Origin of the sequence: Bradyrhizobium erythrophlei (assembly GCF_900129425.1) — a bacterium.
Classification (GTDB): domain Bacteria; phylum Pseudomonadota; class Alphaproteobacteria; order Rhizobiales; family Xanthobacteraceae; genus Bradyrhizobium; species Bradyrhizobium erythrophlei_C.
Genome location: NZ_LT670817.1, coordinates 3472155 through 3488268 on the forward strand (window position 1 = coordinate 3472155; position 16114 = coordinate 3488268).

Sequence of the window (16114 nt, forward strand, 5' to 3'; positions counted from 1 at the left end):
GTCAGATCTCGCTGCGTTCCTGGTCGACCAGGCTGGCGTACAGGCCGGCGAGGGCCGTCACACCTTCCACGATCGCGCCGAGCTGATCGAGCTGCTCAGCGGGGTTGAGGACGTCCGGAACTTCGGACAGCTCGAAGTCCGGCTCGAAGTCGATGTCGAACTCGAAGTCGTCATCGTCAGCGAACTCGTCGTCTTCGCTCTCGACGCAGTTGAACAGGTCGTTGACCATTACCATGGCGACGTGATCGAGCAGCTCGTCGAGCGAGCCAACAGGGGTTGCCTCATCCATGCAGATGCCTGGCGGACAGGAGCACACACCGTGCTCTGCGGCTTCCTGAGCATGGTGGGCTTCGAACATCGAAGCCAGACCGCCCTGGTCAACTTGGAAAACTCTCATTTGATCTCCGTGTGAAAAAACAATAGGGGCGCCTCCTGCACGCCAACCAAGAAAGGAGGCGCCCCCGATATTCCCCGCTCAACGGGGAAGCTCTGATGGATTAGGCCGCTCGACGCTCCTCCCACATCTTCAAGCTCAGCTCCGAACGGAGACGCTTGAAGCCTGGGAAGTTGAGGTTCTGCTTCTGTGTGCCCCATTCGAGGTTGCTCGGTTTGTTGTTCGAGCTATCCTCGTCCAGGTGCATCACCACAGCCTCTTCGAACGGCTTTGCCCCGTGGAAGGCCTCGCACACCAGGACATGAACCTTGTGGGTCTTGCCCTTGTAGACGAGGACGAAGCGCAGCTCTTCCGGATCCCAAGTGCCGGTGGTCGGCACTCCGCCGTAGACCCTGAACCCGCCCTTAGGGAGCGGAGCCAGGTGGGGCAACCTCATCACTCTTCCGAGTGCAGAGGCGAGGTACTCTGGAAGCCGGGGGATCGGCCTCCAGATCTCGTTGTTGTCGTTCATTACGCGGCTCGGCGACGTCGACTAGAATGGAATTTCGTCGTCGAGGTCCGCGTTGCTGCGCGACGGGGCGCTGCGGCGTCCGCCACCTCTGTCATCGCTCCGGTCATCGTCACGGCGCGAGCTGCGCCCTTCCGAACGACCACCGCGGTCGCCACCACGATCATCACCGTCGTCGCGGGAACGGCGGCTGCTGCCGCGGCTGCCACGATCGTCAGCACCGCGATTATCGTCACGGCTGCTGCGCGAACCACGGTCATCGCCACCACGATCATCGTCGCGGTCACGGCTGCCGCCGCTATCGCCCTTCGTGGAGATCAGGTCGATCGACTGAACGACGATCTCGGTCTTGTACCGATCCTTGCCGTCCTGATCTTCCCACTTCGTGGTCTGCAGCTTGCCCTCGACATATACCTTGTCGCCCTTGCTGAGGTACTGGTCGACGACCTTGATGAGTCCTTCGAGCCAGACGACGCAGTTGTGCCACTCCGTCTTCTCTTTGCGTTCGCCGTCACGGTCACGCCACTTCTCGGTGGTGGCGATGCTGAAGTTCGCCACCTTGGTTCCGTTCTGCGTTGAACGGATCTCCGGATCCTTGCCGAGGTTGCCGACCAGGATCACCTTGTTAACTGCCATGTGCTCTCTCTCCTTCTCCGATTTGCATTAGCACAGCATTTGCATTCAAGCAAATACTTTCTCAAAAATCTGGCTTACGAAATAGCGACGCCTTGTCGTCGAAGCTCAGATCCACGATCCCGGTGAGGCCGGCGATCCGCTTGAGGCGGACCTTGGCGATGATCACCTGTCGTTCGTTCGGCGCCTCCGCGATCCGCTCCTGGTCCGCATGGACCACGATGCCGAGGTCGGCCTTGTTGTACCAGTGCGCCGAGTCCGAGATGTTGTAGAGGGTCGGAACCGACTTCAGGTCCAACTTGGTCGGATGGGCCACGACGATGACACAGACACCAAACTGCTTGGCGAACCGCTTCATCTTCTTGATCGCCTTTCCGACGTACTCGGTCAGCGAGATGTTCATCGGCCGGTTGTGCTCCAACTCGTTCCACGGGTCGATGAGTAATACCTTGACGCCGTCCCGGAAGACGGCGGCTGCCGCTCTGTCCAGGATGAAGTCCAGGTCGATGTCCTGGTCGAGGGACTCATCGTAGTCGATGAACTGGAAGTAGCGCTGTACGAAAGCCTCGGCGCGCTTCTTCTCTTCGAGAGACCATTCATCCTTCGCCTTGTCCAGGAAGGCCGTCATCAGCTCGTTCGCCAGGAACGGCTTGACGTCCTTCTCGCCCGAGAAGACAGCGACCGGCCACTTATGGCGCTTCGCCGCCAGCGTGACGATTTGGTTGATGAGGGTCGACTTACCGACGTTCGGGATACCAGTCGCGACCACGAACTGCCCCTGGTAGAGCTTCATGTGGTCGTCGAGCTTCTTCGAGATCCCAAGCTCGATCATCATCGGGATATCGAGATCTGGATAATCCGATAGGCGGAACAGTCCCTTTACCGGCCATGGCTTGGCATTCTCGATGATCTCGCGAACCTTCTCGGGACCGAAGTACTTCTTGACCTCGTTCATGTCCTTGCAGGGACGGAGCTTGCCTCGCTTCTTCTTGTCGGGCACGACATCGTCCTTCGGATATTCTATCCAGAAGCACTTGGCCGCGCCGATGCGTCTGACCAGCTCCTTGGCGAGCCGGCCACCGGGTTCGTCGCCATCGACGGCGATGATGTGATATTTGACCCGCATGATCTGGTCCATCAGGCGAGCCATGAAGGCGAACTTGTCGTCGTCCTCAGGGTCGATATCCCGATCGTCGTCCGGGACGTGGATCAGCTTGCCGTTCTTGTCTCGCGCAGGGGGGGCTCCGTCCGGCACGGAGATGCAGGTGTCGTAGCCAGACAGCAGAACCGCGTGGCAGTCGGGCTCGCCCTCCACCCAGATCAGGGAGTCGGTACCAACCTCAAGCCGCGTCATCGTCTCCTCGTTGAGGAGGACGTTAGCGTTGTAGACCGTCTTGGTCGCACCGCGCTTCTGCATGAAGCGGCGCTCGCCGTCCTGAACCCAGCGGTACTTGCAGTTGACCTCGATATCGCCTTCCCAGTAGGGCCAGCACAGGACGTTCCCATTGGGATCGCGTTCAACTATGACGTTGTCCTGCGAACCTCGCGAGAGACGCCCGCTGTAGAGCCCCATATCCGCCGCCAGCTCGACGCTCAGCTCGCGGTCCTCCAGTCCTCTCGCGTGTCTCTCGTTTAGCATTCTCTGAACCACTCCATGTGCAATGGTGGCAATTCCAAACCACCCCTTTGTCATCGATCTTCACGCTGAGGCACCGGATCTTCTTGTGCGACCCCTTGCGGGTGTGCGAGCAGTGCGGGCACAGCGTGTACTGGTTTCCGAACTTGAGGGACTTAACCTTGATGCCCTCTTCACCCAGGACCTTCCCGACGTCGATCGCCATCAGACGAACACGCCGGCATTGCGGATGCGGGACCGTGCAGCGTCCGAGCTTCCGCCCTTCTCACCCGGTTCCTCTGTCTCCCACCGTTCCTGGTTGAGCCAGGTGGTGGCGTGAGCGATGAACTGTTCGTTCTTCCGGTCCTTCTTGACCGCATCGCCCATCCGTTCCGCATAGATGCGGAGGCCGGCCATGATCGCTTCGAAGGTGACCCGATCCTCGCGCTCAAGCTTTTCGAGCTTGTCCAGCGCTGCCTTCTTGCTGGTGTTCTTCCGGCGCGGATACAGATTCCAGAACTGCTCCCGATAATCCTCAGGCCACGGCGCAGTCTTGCGCCGCTTCTTCGGTTTGGGTTTGGGTTCAGAGTCTGGTTCTTGAGATGGTTCTAGTATACGGCTCTTCATGTCGGGCTCGCCGACATCGGTTGTCGCCGTGTTTGACATCCCTCGTCGCGGACGCTGACAACCCTCGTTGTTGTCGTTGTCGTAGGATGTCGCCGCTTTTGACATCCCCCCTGTCGGCTTATTTGACATGGGTCCGTCGTCGTTGATGCTCGGCTCTTGGGGCAGGTTCACCATCAGCCGGTACACCGACGATCGCTTGCCGCCGTTCTCGTGGAAGCGACGGGTCACCTCGATCAGGCCGATGGACTCCAGTGTCATCAGGCTGGTGTTCACCGTCTGCCGGGAGAGCATGGTCTTCGCGGCGATCGTGTTCTGCTTGGGATAGGTCTCGTTCTGCTCGTTGGCGTAGTTGGCCAGCGTGATCAGGACCAGCTTCAGGGTAGGCGTGATTTTTTCGTGATCCAGGTCGAACGCCCAGGTCAGTGCTCTCAGGCTCATTTTTTGTTCTCAGGGTTGGCGCCGGTCGGTTTGACAACCTTCCGGGGGTGGTGTATTTGCACGAATGCAAAAGCAAATGCAAGCCACGAGATGTGGTGATGCAAATTTGTCACGGACACTAGGGAACGATGGGCTCCATCCTCGTAGCCGGACTTGACCCGGCACTGGCGAACTTCGGCATCGCTCGGATGTGGCTCGACCTGGAGACGCTCAACCTGCGCCTCGACCGGTTCCGCACTATCGTGACCGAGAAGCTGGCCGGCAAGAAGAAGGTCATCCGTCAGAACTCCGACGACCTGCGCCGTAGCCGAGAGCTGCACGAGGGAATGCACCAGGAGCTACACGGCTGCACCGCGGTGTTCGCCGAGATCCCGTCAGGCGCTCAGCATGCCCGTGCGGCGCTGGGCTTCGGCATCGCGATCGGCGTGCTTGCATCGTGCAAGATCCCGATGTTCGAAGTAATGCCCCTGGAAACGAAACTGGGCTCCGTGGGGAGCAAGACAGCCGGCAAGCCGGAAGTAATAGCCTGGGCTGCAAACCGATATCCTGAGGCTTCCTGGCAGCGCTACGAGGCCGACACGCGAGGCAAATCGCCCCACAAAAAAGGCGACCTTCACGATGACAACGAGCACGTCGCTGACGCCATCGCGATCGTCCACGCAGGGATTTGTTTGCCTGACTTCAAAAATTTGCTGACCTTTCTGAAGGCAACTGCAACTGCAAATACACAGTAAAATCAAGCGTTTTCAGTGTTTTCACCCCGCTTTTGCGAACGAAGCGGGAACTATTTTTTTCTTGATACTGCTACGAACCTGGGGTAGTAGCCGTCGTTAGCATTGACGCAAATGGGTTGGAGAAGCATATGCAAACGCGGATTCAGAACGTTGAAAGATCGTATTAATTGTTATTCGAACCCGGGTTCCCGGGCACCAACTGTGGTTTTGTATTAAGCAAATCGTGCTAAAGGAAGGGCGCATCACATGGAACTGGCGCTACAAATGAAATCCCCAAAGGCTCAGACGCCCAAGCAGGTCGTCATTGAGTGGATCGATCACATCCTCGACCGCAAGCGGTGGAACGGTACCGAGCTTGCCAGGAAGTCGGGATTGGCTCCATCAACGCTTCTTCGGTTACTCAATGATCCTGATCACCCGTTCGTTCCTTCGATGAAGACGCTTCAGAAGGTCGCTGACGGGTCGGGCATCCCGATTACCAAGAAGGTTCTGGAAGCAATTGGAGCCGACGCTGAGGAGGCCGCAGACCTTACTACCGAAGGTGCGGCCCGCCGCAGCTCAGCACGACCCGCTGCTCGAACCGCAACCGTCGAGTTAAAGCATGTGTCGGCTTTGCCTGCATCTCTTCAGGCGGCTGCCGGATCGAGGCGAGACGGATATGTCCCGGCTCCTCCGCAGCTCGATGGAGACGAGACGGCATTCGCGTTCCATATGCCTGACGACTCTCTTTCCGACTGGTTCAAGGCCGGATCGCTGATGTTTGCCACTAAGCGCCGCGATCCGATCGCGGGCGACATGGTCCTCATTATCACGAAGGACGGCAAGAGCCGGGTTCGGATTATGACCGGCATCGACGAGAACGGCCTGAGGATATCCAAGGGAATGTCGGCCGGTAATGAGGAGACGATCGCGTTCAATGACATCCAGGATATCGCGATCGTCGCCGTCATAGTTCGGAACATTTGATCAGTTAAGCGGTCCGAACATCTCCTCGACCCGATCGACCATCGATCGGATGATTGTGATCGGAGAGGTCATCACGTCGAGGTCGAAGTCTTTCCGGAGAGCTGAGAGCTTGGCAAGCCACCGCTTGTCAGCCTCCAGCTTCTTCGGATTGCACTGAGCCTTCCATTCCTCCTGCGAGATATCGAGTTGCGTCTTCGCGATCTCGAAGTCCAGATATTCCCTGAACTCCTTCAGTTGAGTTGCGACCTCCGTCATCGCCGGCTCGATCACGATTAGCCCGCTGCAAATCTCCTCCAGGATTTTAGGCAAACGGCTCTGGAATTGCGGATTGATGTCGCGTTGCACCGGTTGCTGCAAATTTTGCTTTGCAACCCTCATTCTAGTTCCTTTCGATTTATGCGCCTTGCACCGTTGTCGATCGCCTTGTAGTCCTCTTCTGTGGGCTTGAATGGCCTCAGACCACGGTCGATCGCAGACAGCGCAAGAGCTGTTGATTTCGTGACACCTCTGGCCTCGTACTTGCCAACTGCCTGGGCGGTGAGCCCGAGATATTTGCCAAGTTCGAGCTGGCTGAACCCGCGCGACAACCGCCAGACTCTGACCTCGTGACCGTTAAGATACTTGCCGGAACCATTCCGGCCACGCGAAGGCATATCCTACCTCATTGGCCAGACTGCATTTGCGCAGCGGAGGTTATCAACGATGGTTGATTGTGATGGTTGCACTGTCATCTCTGCAGCTCGCTGAGGTCTTCTAGGATGTGCGATTCGGTGAATTGCACTCATGCAATCACCTCAAGCAGCCTTTGCACTTGCGGCAGGACGAAGCCTTGCCATGCAATTTGATTTCCACGCAGCGGCAATCAATCGAACAGCCTCCGTCCTGAGGACTGGCTGCTCGTTGAGAACCACCCATTTGCCATTTTTCCACGCCACGACGAAGAATAACGGCAGTTGTCGAGACTTCTTGCTCACGCAGATCCTCCCAGCGGTTCGATGAAATTGGAGATCGGACCATCAAGTTCATCAAACTGGTTGATGATGCCGCGCCCATCCTTCTCATCGATCGGAATCCAGATCGAGAAGTTGACGCCCTGATCGTTGGTGAAGCGCTCGATGGTATCGATGATGCCGGTGGATCCGGCGGGGAGGGTATGCTCGATGTCTTCGTGGTCTGCGCCTTTGGTCTCGACCAGCATCTTCACGCGCTGGCCTGGCCTGAAGCCGTTGGCTTCCTTCAGCTGATCACCCATAGACGATCTCCCCAAGCAGGCATGCCTGCATGAAGACATCGGCGGTCTCTGCGTCTCCGGTCTCCTCTACTATCTCGACTACACGGGAGAGATAGTGCGCTGAGAGCCAATTCAGGCCGTTGATCACGGATTCGCGATTGAACGTGTACGTTATTTCATCATCCCAGACTTGCGCTTTGATTTCGAAAACTCCCGACCAGAATTTGGTGTCGGAATACCACGGTATCTCGGTGACGTTCTCCCGGCTGGACTGTGGTTCAAAACATTGGAGCCAGTAATTTGAGCCGCCCTCAAGAGCGGTGCAAATCTGGTCGGTGATCTTGTCCCATGTGATCCCCGGGACCGGGATGTCGATTGTCGTGTCAGTCATGTCGATGCCCCTATGCAAAATCCAGCTCGCCGTACCCGTCTTCCGGGAAGTCGTTTGACCGGCGATAGTCGCTGTTGTGTTGTGGATATGATTGGTTCGATCCGCGAGACGTGCGGATCAGGTTTCCGATGTCTGCTTCCCCGTCGACGTCTTCGTCGAGCAGCACGACGCTGCCTCGCTGGAAGTATTTCTTGGTCATTTGGATCTCCGTGCTGCAATCTCTCGCAGCTCTGTTCGCTCGGCCTGGGCCGTGCATTCGGTGTTGGCAGGCGCCCCGTGTTTCCAGCCGCGGCGCTTGTCGAGGCGCCACGATGTCCGGCAGCCCACGCACGTCGTCAGAGCGCGCTGGATCAGCAGGATGGCGTCAGGGTTGCTGGTTGAAGGTGCGAAGCGCCTGCTGGTCATGCTGCTTCCTTTTCGAAGTGCTTGGCGCCAGTGCCGTGCGCCTCGATCGTGATGTCGGCCTTGCCGCCCGATCGATGTCCGCCGCACAGCAGGCAGTAGGCGCACTGGATCGCCTTGCCCATTTCAGCTCCTGCAGGGCAGTGGCCTTCGCCGTTGGCCTTGGCCTCGCCCTTCGGGCGGACCCGGTAGGTGCGGAAACCCCGCGCCTTCGCCATGACGCGCTCGGCCTCGCTGTCACATGAGGCCATGCAGAACTCCGCCAGCTCCGGAACCTCTCGCCACCGATGTGTGTAGCCAGTCAGTTCGTCGACGAGCTGGAGCGCGACTTGCCAGATCTTGATCGGCACGGCGCCAGGATCGCCATAGGCGCCGATGCGGCATCGCTTGCGGGCCAGGAGCCTGCGGGCCTTGGCCGGCGTCATGTCGGGATAGATGCCGCGTTGAAGTCCGTCCCAGACCACGCGAGGTCCGTGCATGAGGGTCACGTAGCAGGAGCGCTCGATGTTCTTGAGGCGGCCTGTCTTGGGATCAGTGATGATGCGGCCCATGTGAATGCAGGTGCCGCAGATCGAAACGTCATCGCCCCTCTGGACCGCCTGCAGCGGGTTCTGATCAGCCCGCATGATGTAGATCTGGACCATCGGTCCGGTCTTGGAATTGCTGCCGCCGTCCTCCAGTCCGGTGGCAATGACAATAATCGGCTGGCCATCGATCATTGATGGACCGCGGTACAGGACAAATCCGTTCAAAGGTCTCTCCTTGTTTGTATTCATGCAAACACCTGGTCGTGCTCGACCAACGCGAGTTCCGCTTCGGCGCGCTTCAGTTGGGTTGATAGGATGCGGATCTGCTTCCGCTTGCGGGCGACGAAGGAGGCGATGGCCTCCTCCTCGGTGTTGCAGGTTCACTGCTTGATGGCTGTCAGCAGGACGAACCTGCCGGCAGCCCAAGCGCCCTTCGGTGTCCGCCGATCGACGCGCCACCAGGTGATCTCAATCCTGGGATCGGTGACGCCATATCGGTCTGCATCGGGATCGATGCAGTAGGAGTAGCGCTTGGCCTCGCAGCGCCACAGGACATCCGTGCCGGCCGGAGCCCGCCCGAACGGATAGTGCTTCTTCACGCCGCCTTCTCCGCCGGCTGCTGCTTGTTGTTGTCGTTGACCGGCTGGACCTTCGGCATCGGCGGGAACAGCTCGATCAGCTCGCCCATCGATCGGGTCGCTGCGACGTAGCAGAGGTTGGACTCCTGCTCCTTCTCCCAATCGAGGGTGGCGTACTTCGACGGGCAGGTGTTGAACCGGTCGAGCCAGTACACCCGCTTCCATTCACGGCCCTTGGACTTGTGGATGGTTGAGAGCGTCAGGATGCCGGCGACGTTGTCGGCGAAGATGTTGTCGATGTAGGCTACCACCGCTTGGACTGTGTCCTGCTTGTCCTCACGGCAAGCGTCCATGATGACCTTCAGCGTCTCGAACTTGTCCTCAGCCTCCTGGACCTTGGCCATCTTCTTGCGCGGCAGCCACTTCTCCTTCTCGCGCTCGACCCACTCTTCGAGCTTCTCTTCGAGATCGGCCGTGGTCTGGCAGGACTTCCAACGGGTCGCCAGCTTCTTCAGCGCCTCGCCGATATCGCGCCCCTCGATCCGGCAGGGGATCTTCTCCCTGATCAGACGGAAGGCTGCGGTCACCAGCGGCCGGGTGTTGCGGCACAGGATTGCCGCATCAGCGTTTAGCTTCTCCCGGTTCTGCATCATCTGCTCGAATGTCTCCAGCGAGATGGTGCCGGCCGGAGCGGACTCGTGCGCCTGGATGTGGCTGACCCAGTTCTGGGCAAACTTCACCACGTTCTTCGGGCACCGATAGGTCACCGTCAGCGGCATTTCCTTCGCTTTGAAGGTGTCCTTGATGATGTCGAGGCTGTCGTTGTCGGCGCCAGTGAAGCCGTAGATCGCCTGGTGGGGATCACCGACCGCGAACAGGCGGGCATTGTGCTTCATCAGGCACGCGGCCAGTAAACGACGGATCGTGTTGGTGTCCTGCGCCTCGTCGATGATGACGTTGTCGTAGGTGAAGAACCTGATCTGGTAGAGCAGGGGAAGGTAGATCATGTCATCGAAGTCGATGATCACAGACTCCTTGTTGGACTCCTTCAGGACCTCGATCGCCATGTCGACGATGTCGTCGGCCTTCTTCGCGGTCTGCTCGTCATCGAACAGGTCGAAGTGCTCGACGATGTCATCCCAGATCGAGGTATCGTCGATATGGCCCTGACCGATGATGCCGACGCCATTCTGCTTGGCGAGCGAGACCAGCTGGCAGATCACCGCGGTGTGCGGCTGCAGCTCGGGGCCGATGCGACCGGACTCGATCCAGGAGCTGGTGATGTTGGCCACCTTGTCCTGCACGACGCGGACGTTCGGAAAGGTCTTGCGGTAGTTCCGCAGGCCGATCGCGTGGACGGTAGAGGCTTCGGCCTTCTTCCAGTCGACGCCGGCCTTCTGCAGCTTGCTCTTGATCTCCTCGGCGATCTTCTTGTTGAAGGCCAGGATGATCGAGGAACCGCGCATCTTCTGCACGGCCTGCAGGATCGTGGTGGTCTTGCCGGCGCCGGCCACCGCCACCAGGACGATGGAGCTGGTTCCGGACTTTGCTTCTTCGATGAACGCCGCCTGTTGCGGCGATGGGACGAACATGGATCACCTTTCGAATTGGGATGGATCAGGACTAGCAGTGCGTTTGCATTCAAGCAAACAAAAGGCTGGAAAAATGCAAATACGCCTGTTCCGCGTGCAAGGGCGTGAACTCGTAAATCAATGGCGTTGGTGAACTCCGCTTTGGTGCGCATTACGGACTCAAGTCGGACATTGCGCGATGTCCGAAAAGTGCCAGCAGACATCGCGCCTAATCGCTCAAGTTTTATGGAAAGCGGACAATCGACCTGACGCGCGGGGGAGTTGCCGCGAGTAGTGGAGGTGAGTAGTAGCATCGACCTTAGCGCTGCAACAAAGGATCGGGAGCCGGCAAGCTTCGAAGCTTCTCTAACTCAACGTTCACAAGTTGCCGATATTCGTCATAGACGCCCGGTTCTAGTTCCCTCCCGGAACTCCTAATTTCGTTCTCGAACAAGGTCTTGATCCCCGCCGTTGCTGCGAGCCAACTCAGTTTTTCAATGCACACTTCGTTGTAGAAGGCGCGAGGGCATACAGATTGTATCGCATGAAGGCACTGGACAATCTTGTCCGGCGACTTTGAACCCAAAGACACAACGAAGTTAGTTAATATCTTTCCTCGACTTGGATTGCTTATCGTTCCAGAAAGGACGACTCTGTCCCTCTGCATTTTGAAAAGGCTATAAACAAAGAGCTCATGATAAACATCTTGTACGTCGTCTTGCTTCAGCATGCTCATCAGCTGCGGCATAAACATTTTCGATAGGCTATCGATCAGGAGGATCTCATGCGGATCAAGGTTTGTTGAGAGGGCGCAGAACGCAGACTCGAAGAAGAGATCGAAATTCCCCCATAACGCGGACTTACCGACAATTATGAGCAATGCCGGGGCAATCCAGCTAGCTGCCGCGGCGTGCTGGCCAAAGTCCGTAGAATAAATGTACCGGTGAGTGAGCACGTAGCACTGCTCAACGTTAAAATCGTACGCCCTCTTGTAAAAGGAGGGCCAAGAATCACTCGTAAGAGTTGGCAACTTACTGCGGCCTGCCATGTAAAGAATGAATTTGTCTTCACAGTCGAGAAACTTTGGCCGGTCGGGAATAAGCCGCCTCACTCGCGCGAATTCATCTAGCCATATTTCGTAAAACTGGATGCGTTCTATGTAGTTGGAAAGAGCTGCATACGGATACAGTAATTCCGCGATCCTTAGCGAGTTGTCAGCCAATGATATTTGATGTGAGCTATTCAGCTGTTTTTCGAGGAGGGCGACAACGGCATCAAGCCGACTGTCCTGCCTTGAACCGAGCAGGTGCAGCGCGCGAGCAATAATAGCCGACTCGCAGAGGAACTTATCTCGCGCGCCAGCACCTGTCACACCGCCGTTCAATCCGTCTCGGACCAACCGGAAGAACGGCAAATCGTCCGATGGATCAGTCACAGGCTCAGCTGCCGAAAATAGTGTAGGTCCCGCCGTCCTTGTCCTTTTTGCGGAAGACCCACCAAGAGAGGCCTCCCCGGATGTCATTCAGCCGCTCGGAAATGCGCATGACGCCATCAAGACTCATAAGCTCTTTCAACACGCCACTGTCACTGAGCATTTTTTGAATTTCGCGGTCCTCTTCGGCCATTTTTACCTCCTCTCGGATGATGGTCTCGGCCGAGGCGGTTGGCGTTCGAAGCAGCGGGAAAAAAAGGCCGTCTGAGCCCTCCGCGACCCAACCGAGCAATATAAATCTTAATCCAAATCATACTTTAGAGCAACTGGAGTAGGCTTTCGCTCGAGCCGTTTCTGGTTCGTGCGGCCATTCCTTCGTGACGAAACTCAGGTGCACGATGTCTCCGATGGGTCGTGAGTGCCCCTGCGGTCCCTTCCAGGAAAGCTGATGTCGCGACTGCGCTTCAGACTGGATGGCGGCTGCAACGGCGCTAGTCTGAAGGTGATTTCACTGCCTGCCTGTTATGGGCGCGCAGTGGGCCGAAGAGGCTGAGCGCGGGGCTCTCGTGTGGTGCATCTGGGAGCGTTCTAGTTCACGGCAACACTTTGATGAGCTGGAGCGCGACTACTGGTTACCGAGCGATAGTCATCCTGAGACATTTTGCCGCGTAATTCCCAGCAGCCAGCACCGCTCCGGTTGGCGGTCGCGAAGCGCTCGCCACATAGCTGACAGATGCCGCGCGGATATGACCCATTGTGCCAGGCTTAAAAACTGTTTGTAGTCATCGCCGGTTAGGTTACTTCCGCCGCCAGCTTCCGGCAGGAGGGCGGCTGAGCGTTGGGACACGTGTCGCCGTTGAGCCGCGTTGGACAGGACATACGGTTGGGCCGAACATGGACGAGCAATGCCATCGGTGATGCGCCGTGCGTCAAAAATTTTGAATGAGTACGGTGCGATGCAATCCGAATTGATCGGCAAAGTCGTCGTGCTTACCGACGGAAAGGCAGGCACGGTCGAGAACGTTTGGCTCGATGAATTGCACGGACTTCGGATTTCCATCGAGGGCCATGATGGAAGATGGCCGTCTCAACCATCAAGCTCACGGAGAACTAGACCTTCGCATCGGCTGCGTGTTGCCCACATCGCGCGCGCCTTTCAAAACATTCCAATCAAGATGAAAAGGCCGACCTCGGTCAGGAAAGTGACGCTCATGATCGCGACCGTAAGGAACACGTCGCTCGGCGAGAGAGGGCTCATGAATGCCTCGCATCTTGCGAAGCCCCGCCAGTAAACCACTCAGGCTGGAAAATGTTCCGGTTCCATTTCCATTTGTCCAAGCGTCAGGCCAGACGGCGGCCTTCCCACTACTGTTTCGCCTGCTCGATCAGGACATCGAATTTCGGATCGCGGGCCATGGTCAGTCCCGTAGGATATCTTTGATTGAGGTGTTGGCAACGAAGCCGAAATAGTCCTCGTCGCTCTCGACGTAGACGCGCTTGTCACAGTCGGCATTGTCGACTTCGCCGACCGTGTAGATGCCGTCCGGCGCGTCTTCGTCGCCCTGGACGCGAACCCGGTCACCTGGGTTCACGAGCAGGACTTTGATGGAGTCCGGAGCCGCATGAGCCTTGTGCTCCCACGCCTCGGACAGTTTCTCTCCGTTGAGAAACAGGCCTTCCTCGCTGAGGACTGCAGCCCCTTCCGTGGCAGCTTCGACTGCCACCCGAACGTCAGAGAGCTGAACGAGCTGGTCAGCCTCGGCGCTGCCTGACTGAAGCAGATCCTTCACCTGCGTGAATTTCGGGTGATCACCGGCCAGGACCCACGGACGGCCCCTGGCGATGAAGGTGATCGAAGTGTCTGTGATGATGCTCGGGATCATGACGGTCTCCGGTGGTCTCAGGCAGCCTCGTCCAGGTCATCCAGGGCGAGTTCGTCTTCTTCCTCTTCCTCCGCCTCTGCCATGCCGGCGACCTGCGGAGCTTCATCCGAAGCCTCGACGAGCAGTTCGAAGTAGTGCTTCAGCTGCGCCTTGGACTCGCGATCGAGGCCGTAGTAGCCACCCGTCTTCAGGATCAGACCCAGCAGCGGGTAGGTCATGCAGAGGGCGTTGTACTTGTTCTGGATCGTGTTGATCGGGCAGGCGATCTGCGGCTTCTCGACGCTGACGCCGAGCTTCTGCAGAACGGCGTAGGCCTTGTCGCTCTCCGTCGTGTTCTGGACGGTAGAACTCAACTGACCGACAAGCACGTTCAGCTCAGAGCGGAACTGCTTGATGTCCTCCGGAGCCTTCGGATAGTGTGGCGCTTCGGAGAAGTTCTTCAGGTTGCGATCGAGATGGTTCATGTTCTTCTGGTGCAGACCAGTGAACTGAGTCACATCGACCTTGGCCTTCAGCGCTGCGATCACGTCCTCACCGAGGAACGTCCAGTTGTCTCCGAGTTCCTGATCGGCAGCCTTGATCAGGATGACCTGGCCATGCTCGAGGATGCCCATCTCGACGCAGGTCTCGACCACGCCGTCGAAGTCGTAGCCGGAGATTGCTCCACGGTTCGCTTCGATGCGGACAAAGTCGCTGCCGCGACGACGCCAGCCATCAGACGCTGCACTCTCGACGAAGTAGCCGCCGTCAGCCATGTCAACGTCCTGGGTGAGGCGAGTGACGCCACGACGCGACACGACCATGGTCCTGCGCTTGCGGATCGTCTTGCTAACCCGCTTCTCGACCGGCACCTTGAAGGTATCGAGATCGACGACCTCGGGATTACCGAGGGCAGCAAGGACGGCATCCCTGTTGATGCGCTTGCAGCGGATCCACAGGACCTTCTTGCCGATCAGGCCGGCCATGTCGAAGCGGCCGAGCGAATAGCTCGGGTTGTGCTCGATGGCGACGGTCGCGTCGACAGCCCAGCGCTGGCGGACTGACATGTCCTCGAACTTGTCGAAGGTCTTCCAGCCCTCGCCGAGCATGCAGGTCTTGAAATCGACCTTGTTGAAGGTGGCCGTCAGACGATGACCATGCCAGGTGATCACGTTGTACAGCGCATGGGCGCGGCTGTGACCGAGTTGCTCCGTCTCGTCCTCGAACACCTGCACCGCCTGGAACAGCGTCTCGGCAGCATCGACCTTCGCGCGGACCTGAGAGATGAAGCTCTGCTCGTAGGTGGCGACCAGGTTCTTCAGCGTGGTCTTGGTGTTCTCGTCATAGGCCAGCTCTTCGCGGGACAGTGTGACCTTGAGCGAGCCGATCGGCGCATCGAATAGCACCGTGTCGCTGTCGACCAGGAAGCCAGTTGACTCGATCTGGCGCAGGTCGAACGGATACATCACGCAGCCCATCCGGACGTGCGGGCCATAGAACGGAACGTCGTTGGACTTGTAGCTGGTCCAGCCTTCGCCGGACGACTTGATCGTCGGCACCGTCCATTCCATCTCCGGGGTGATCTTCGGCCGCGGATTGAACGACCACAGGATGCCCGAAGCGCGGGTGTTGAAGGCCCGGATATCCTCGCGGCGAACCGGGAACGACACGTCGATGCCGGTCGGTTCATCGGAGGGCATCTCGGCGAGCAGCCGCATCATCGGAGCGCCGCCGGCAGACAGCGACAGCACGTAGGTCCGCATCATGCCGCCGTGATAGGACGTCACGTTGTAAGAACCGGCGCCGTCAGCGCCAATGAGATAGGCGAACGGGCTCTTGGAGCCGAGACCCCAGCCACCTACCTGATCGTTGGTCGAACGCTTGGTCGAGGCGTAGAGGCGGGCATAGACGTTTTTCATGTCCTCGCCGGACATGCCCGGACCATAGTCGCGGACCCGGAACACCGGGTTGAGACCGGTCGGGAGATAGACTTCGAAGTTGCCCTTCGAAGCGTCCCAGGCATTGGTCGACAGCTCGCGGATCGGATATCCGATCTTGTCCTTCGCGAGACCCGAAATCTGGGCGTAGAAGGCGACTGCATTCGCCTCGAACGAGATGGCAACTTCGTCCTGCACGCCAGCGGCAACGTCGACGTGCTCCTGCATTCCAAGCTTCATTGGATGATCTTTCCTTTAGAGATGCTGA

20 protein-coding genes and 1 pseudogene are annotated in these 16114 nt (G+C 58.2%); 3 read left to right on the forward strand and 18 right to left on the reverse strand.

Annotated elements, in window-relative coordinates:
* Window position 1: 1 nt before the first annotated feature.
* The 5 genes from B5527_RS16445 to B5527_RS16465 form a co-directional block, all read right to left on the reverse strand.
* Complete coding sequence (locus B5527_RS16445) at window positions 2-289, reverse strand: hypothetical protein (protein WP_079602448.1); 288 nt, start codon at window positions 287-289, stop codon at window positions 2-4.
* A 208-nt stretch (window positions 290-497) separates the two neighbouring features.
* On the reverse strand, window positions 498-905 hold the full coding sequence (locus B5527_RS16450) for an HNH endonuclease (protein ID WP_079602449.1): 408 nt from the start codon (window positions 903-905) through the stop codon (window positions 498-500).
* A 21-nt stretch (window positions 906-926) separates the two neighbouring features.
* Window positions 927-1538, reverse strand: coding sequence for a single-stranded DNA-binding protein (gene ssb / locus B5527_RS16455; protein WP_079602450.1), 612 nt, complete (start codon window positions 1536-1538; stop codon window positions 927-929).
* Between the two features lie 61 nt (window positions 1539-1599).
* Window positions 1600-3174, reverse strand: coding sequence for a DnaB-like helicase C-terminal domain-containing protein (locus tag B5527_RS16460; protein WP_172842572.1), 1575 nt, complete (start codon window positions 3172-3174; stop codon window positions 1600-1602).
* A gap of 201 nt (window positions 3175-3375) precedes the next feature.
* A complete protein-coding gene (locus B5527_RS16465) occupies window positions 3376-4215 on the reverse strand; it encodes a helix-turn-helix domain-containing protein (RefSeq protein ID WP_079602452.1) in 840 nt (279 codons plus the stop codon).
* Window positions 4216-4343: 128 nt separating this feature from the next.
* Between B5527_RS16465 and B5527_RS16470 the strand changes: the two genes are divergently transcribed.
* Together B5527_RS16470 and B5527_RS16475 are read left to right on the forward strand one after the other, a co-directional pair.
* Window positions 4344-4949: a hypothetical protein gene (locus B5527_RS16470; RefSeq protein WP_079602453.1), complete on the forward strand. Its 606-nt coding sequence runs from the start codon at window positions 4344-4346 to the stop codon at window positions 4947-4949.
* Window positions 4950-5195: 246 nt separating this feature from the next.
* Window positions 5196-5915 (forward strand): helix-turn-helix transcriptional regulator, encoded by a 720-nt coding sequence (locus B5527_RS16475; protein WP_079602454.1) that lies wholly within the window; start codon window positions 5196-5198, stop codon window positions 5913-5915.
* Here B5527_RS16475 and B5527_RS16480 read toward each other — a convergent pair whose 3' ends face one another.
* From B5527_RS16480 to B5527_RS16525, 11 genes are all read right to left on the reverse strand, one after another.
* Window positions 5916-6293, reverse strand: a complete 378-nt coding sequence (locus tag B5527_RS16480) for a hypothetical protein (protein ID WP_079602455.1) — start codon at window positions 6291-6293, stop codon at window positions 5916-5918.
* Window positions 6290-6568, reverse strand: coding sequence for a helix-turn-helix domain-containing protein (locus B5527_RS16485; RefSeq protein ID WP_079602456.1), 279 nt, complete (start codon window positions 6566-6568; stop codon window positions 6290-6292). The genes B5527_RS16480 and B5527_RS16485 overlap by 4 nt, the downstream gene beginning before the upstream one ends.
* A gap of 141 nt (window positions 6569-6709) precedes the next feature.
* Window positions 6710-6889 (reverse strand): hypothetical protein, encoded by a 180-nt coding sequence (locus B5527_RS43995; RefSeq protein WP_154072287.1) that lies wholly within the window; start codon window positions 6887-6889, stop codon window positions 6710-6712.
* Window positions 6886-7167 carry a hypothetical protein gene (locus tag B5527_RS16490; protein WP_079602457.1) on the reverse strand — a complete coding sequence of 94 codons (282 nt, stop codon included), beginning with the start codon at window positions 7165-7167 and terminating at the stop codon, window positions 6886-6888. The genes B5527_RS43995 and B5527_RS16490 overlap by 4 nt, the downstream gene beginning before the upstream one ends.
* Window positions 7160-7537: a hypothetical protein gene (locus tag B5527_RS16495; protein ID WP_079602458.1), complete on the reverse strand. Its 378-nt coding sequence runs from the start codon at window positions 7535-7537 to the stop codon at window positions 7160-7162. Before B5527_RS16495 ends, B5527_RS16490 begins: the two co-directional genes overlap by 8 nt.
* Before the next feature lie 10 nt (window positions 7538-7547).
* Window positions 7548-7736 (reverse strand): hypothetical protein, encoded by a 189-nt coding sequence (locus tag B5527_RS16500; RefSeq protein ID WP_079602459.1) that lies wholly within the window; start codon window positions 7734-7736, stop codon window positions 7548-7550.
* Window positions 7737-7938: 202 nt separating this feature from the next.
* Window positions 7939-8691, reverse strand: a complete 753-nt coding sequence (locus B5527_RS16505) for a hypothetical protein (protein WP_154072288.1) — start codon at window positions 8689-8691, stop codon at window positions 7939-7941.
* A 155-nt stretch (window positions 8692-8846) separates the two neighbouring features.
* On the reverse strand, window positions 8847-9065 hold the full coding sequence (locus tag B5527_RS16510) for a hypothetical protein (protein ID WP_079602461.1): 219 nt from the start codon (window positions 9063-9065) through the stop codon (window positions 8847-8849).
* Window positions 9062-10636 (reverse strand): UvrD-helicase domain-containing protein, encoded by a 1575-nt coding sequence (locus B5527_RS16515; RefSeq protein ID WP_079602462.1) that lies wholly within the window; start codon window positions 10634-10636, stop codon window positions 9062-9064. The genes B5527_RS16510 and B5527_RS16515 overlap by 4 nt, the downstream gene beginning before the upstream one ends.
* A 298-nt stretch (window positions 10637-10934) precedes the next feature.
* Complete coding sequence (locus tag B5527_RS16520; protein WP_425305076.1) at window positions 10935-12137, reverse strand: DUF6895 family protein; 1203 nt, start codon at window positions 12135-12137, stop codon at window positions 10935-10937.
* Window positions 12055-12240, reverse strand: a complete 186-nt coding sequence (locus B5527_RS16525; protein WP_154072290.1) for a hypothetical protein — start codon at window positions 12238-12240, stop codon at window positions 12055-12057. The genes B5527_RS16520 and B5527_RS16525 overlap by 83 nt, the downstream gene beginning before the upstream one ends.
* A gap of 712 nt (window positions 12241-12952) precedes the next feature.
* Here B5527_RS16525 and B5527_RS16530 point away from each other — a divergent pair.
* A pseudogene (locus tag B5527_RS16530) lies at window positions 12953-13161 on the forward strand (PRC-barrel domain-containing protein).
* A gap of 304 nt (window positions 13162-13465) precedes the next feature.
* On the opposite strand, the gene B5527_RS16535 reads toward B5527_RS16530, so the two are convergent.
* Window positions 13466-13930, reverse strand: coding sequence for a hypothetical protein (locus B5527_RS16535; RefSeq protein WP_079602465.1), 465 nt, complete (start codon window positions 13928-13930; stop codon window positions 13466-13468).
* A gap of 17 nt (window positions 13931-13947) precedes the next feature.
* The gene (locus B5527_RS16540) at window positions 13948-16086 is read right to left on the reverse strand and encodes an ATP-binding protein (protein ID WP_079602466.1); all 2139 of its coding nucleotides are present in this window, start codon (window positions 16084-16086) and stop codon (window positions 13948-13950) included.
* Window positions 16087-16114: the final 28 nt, after the last annotated feature.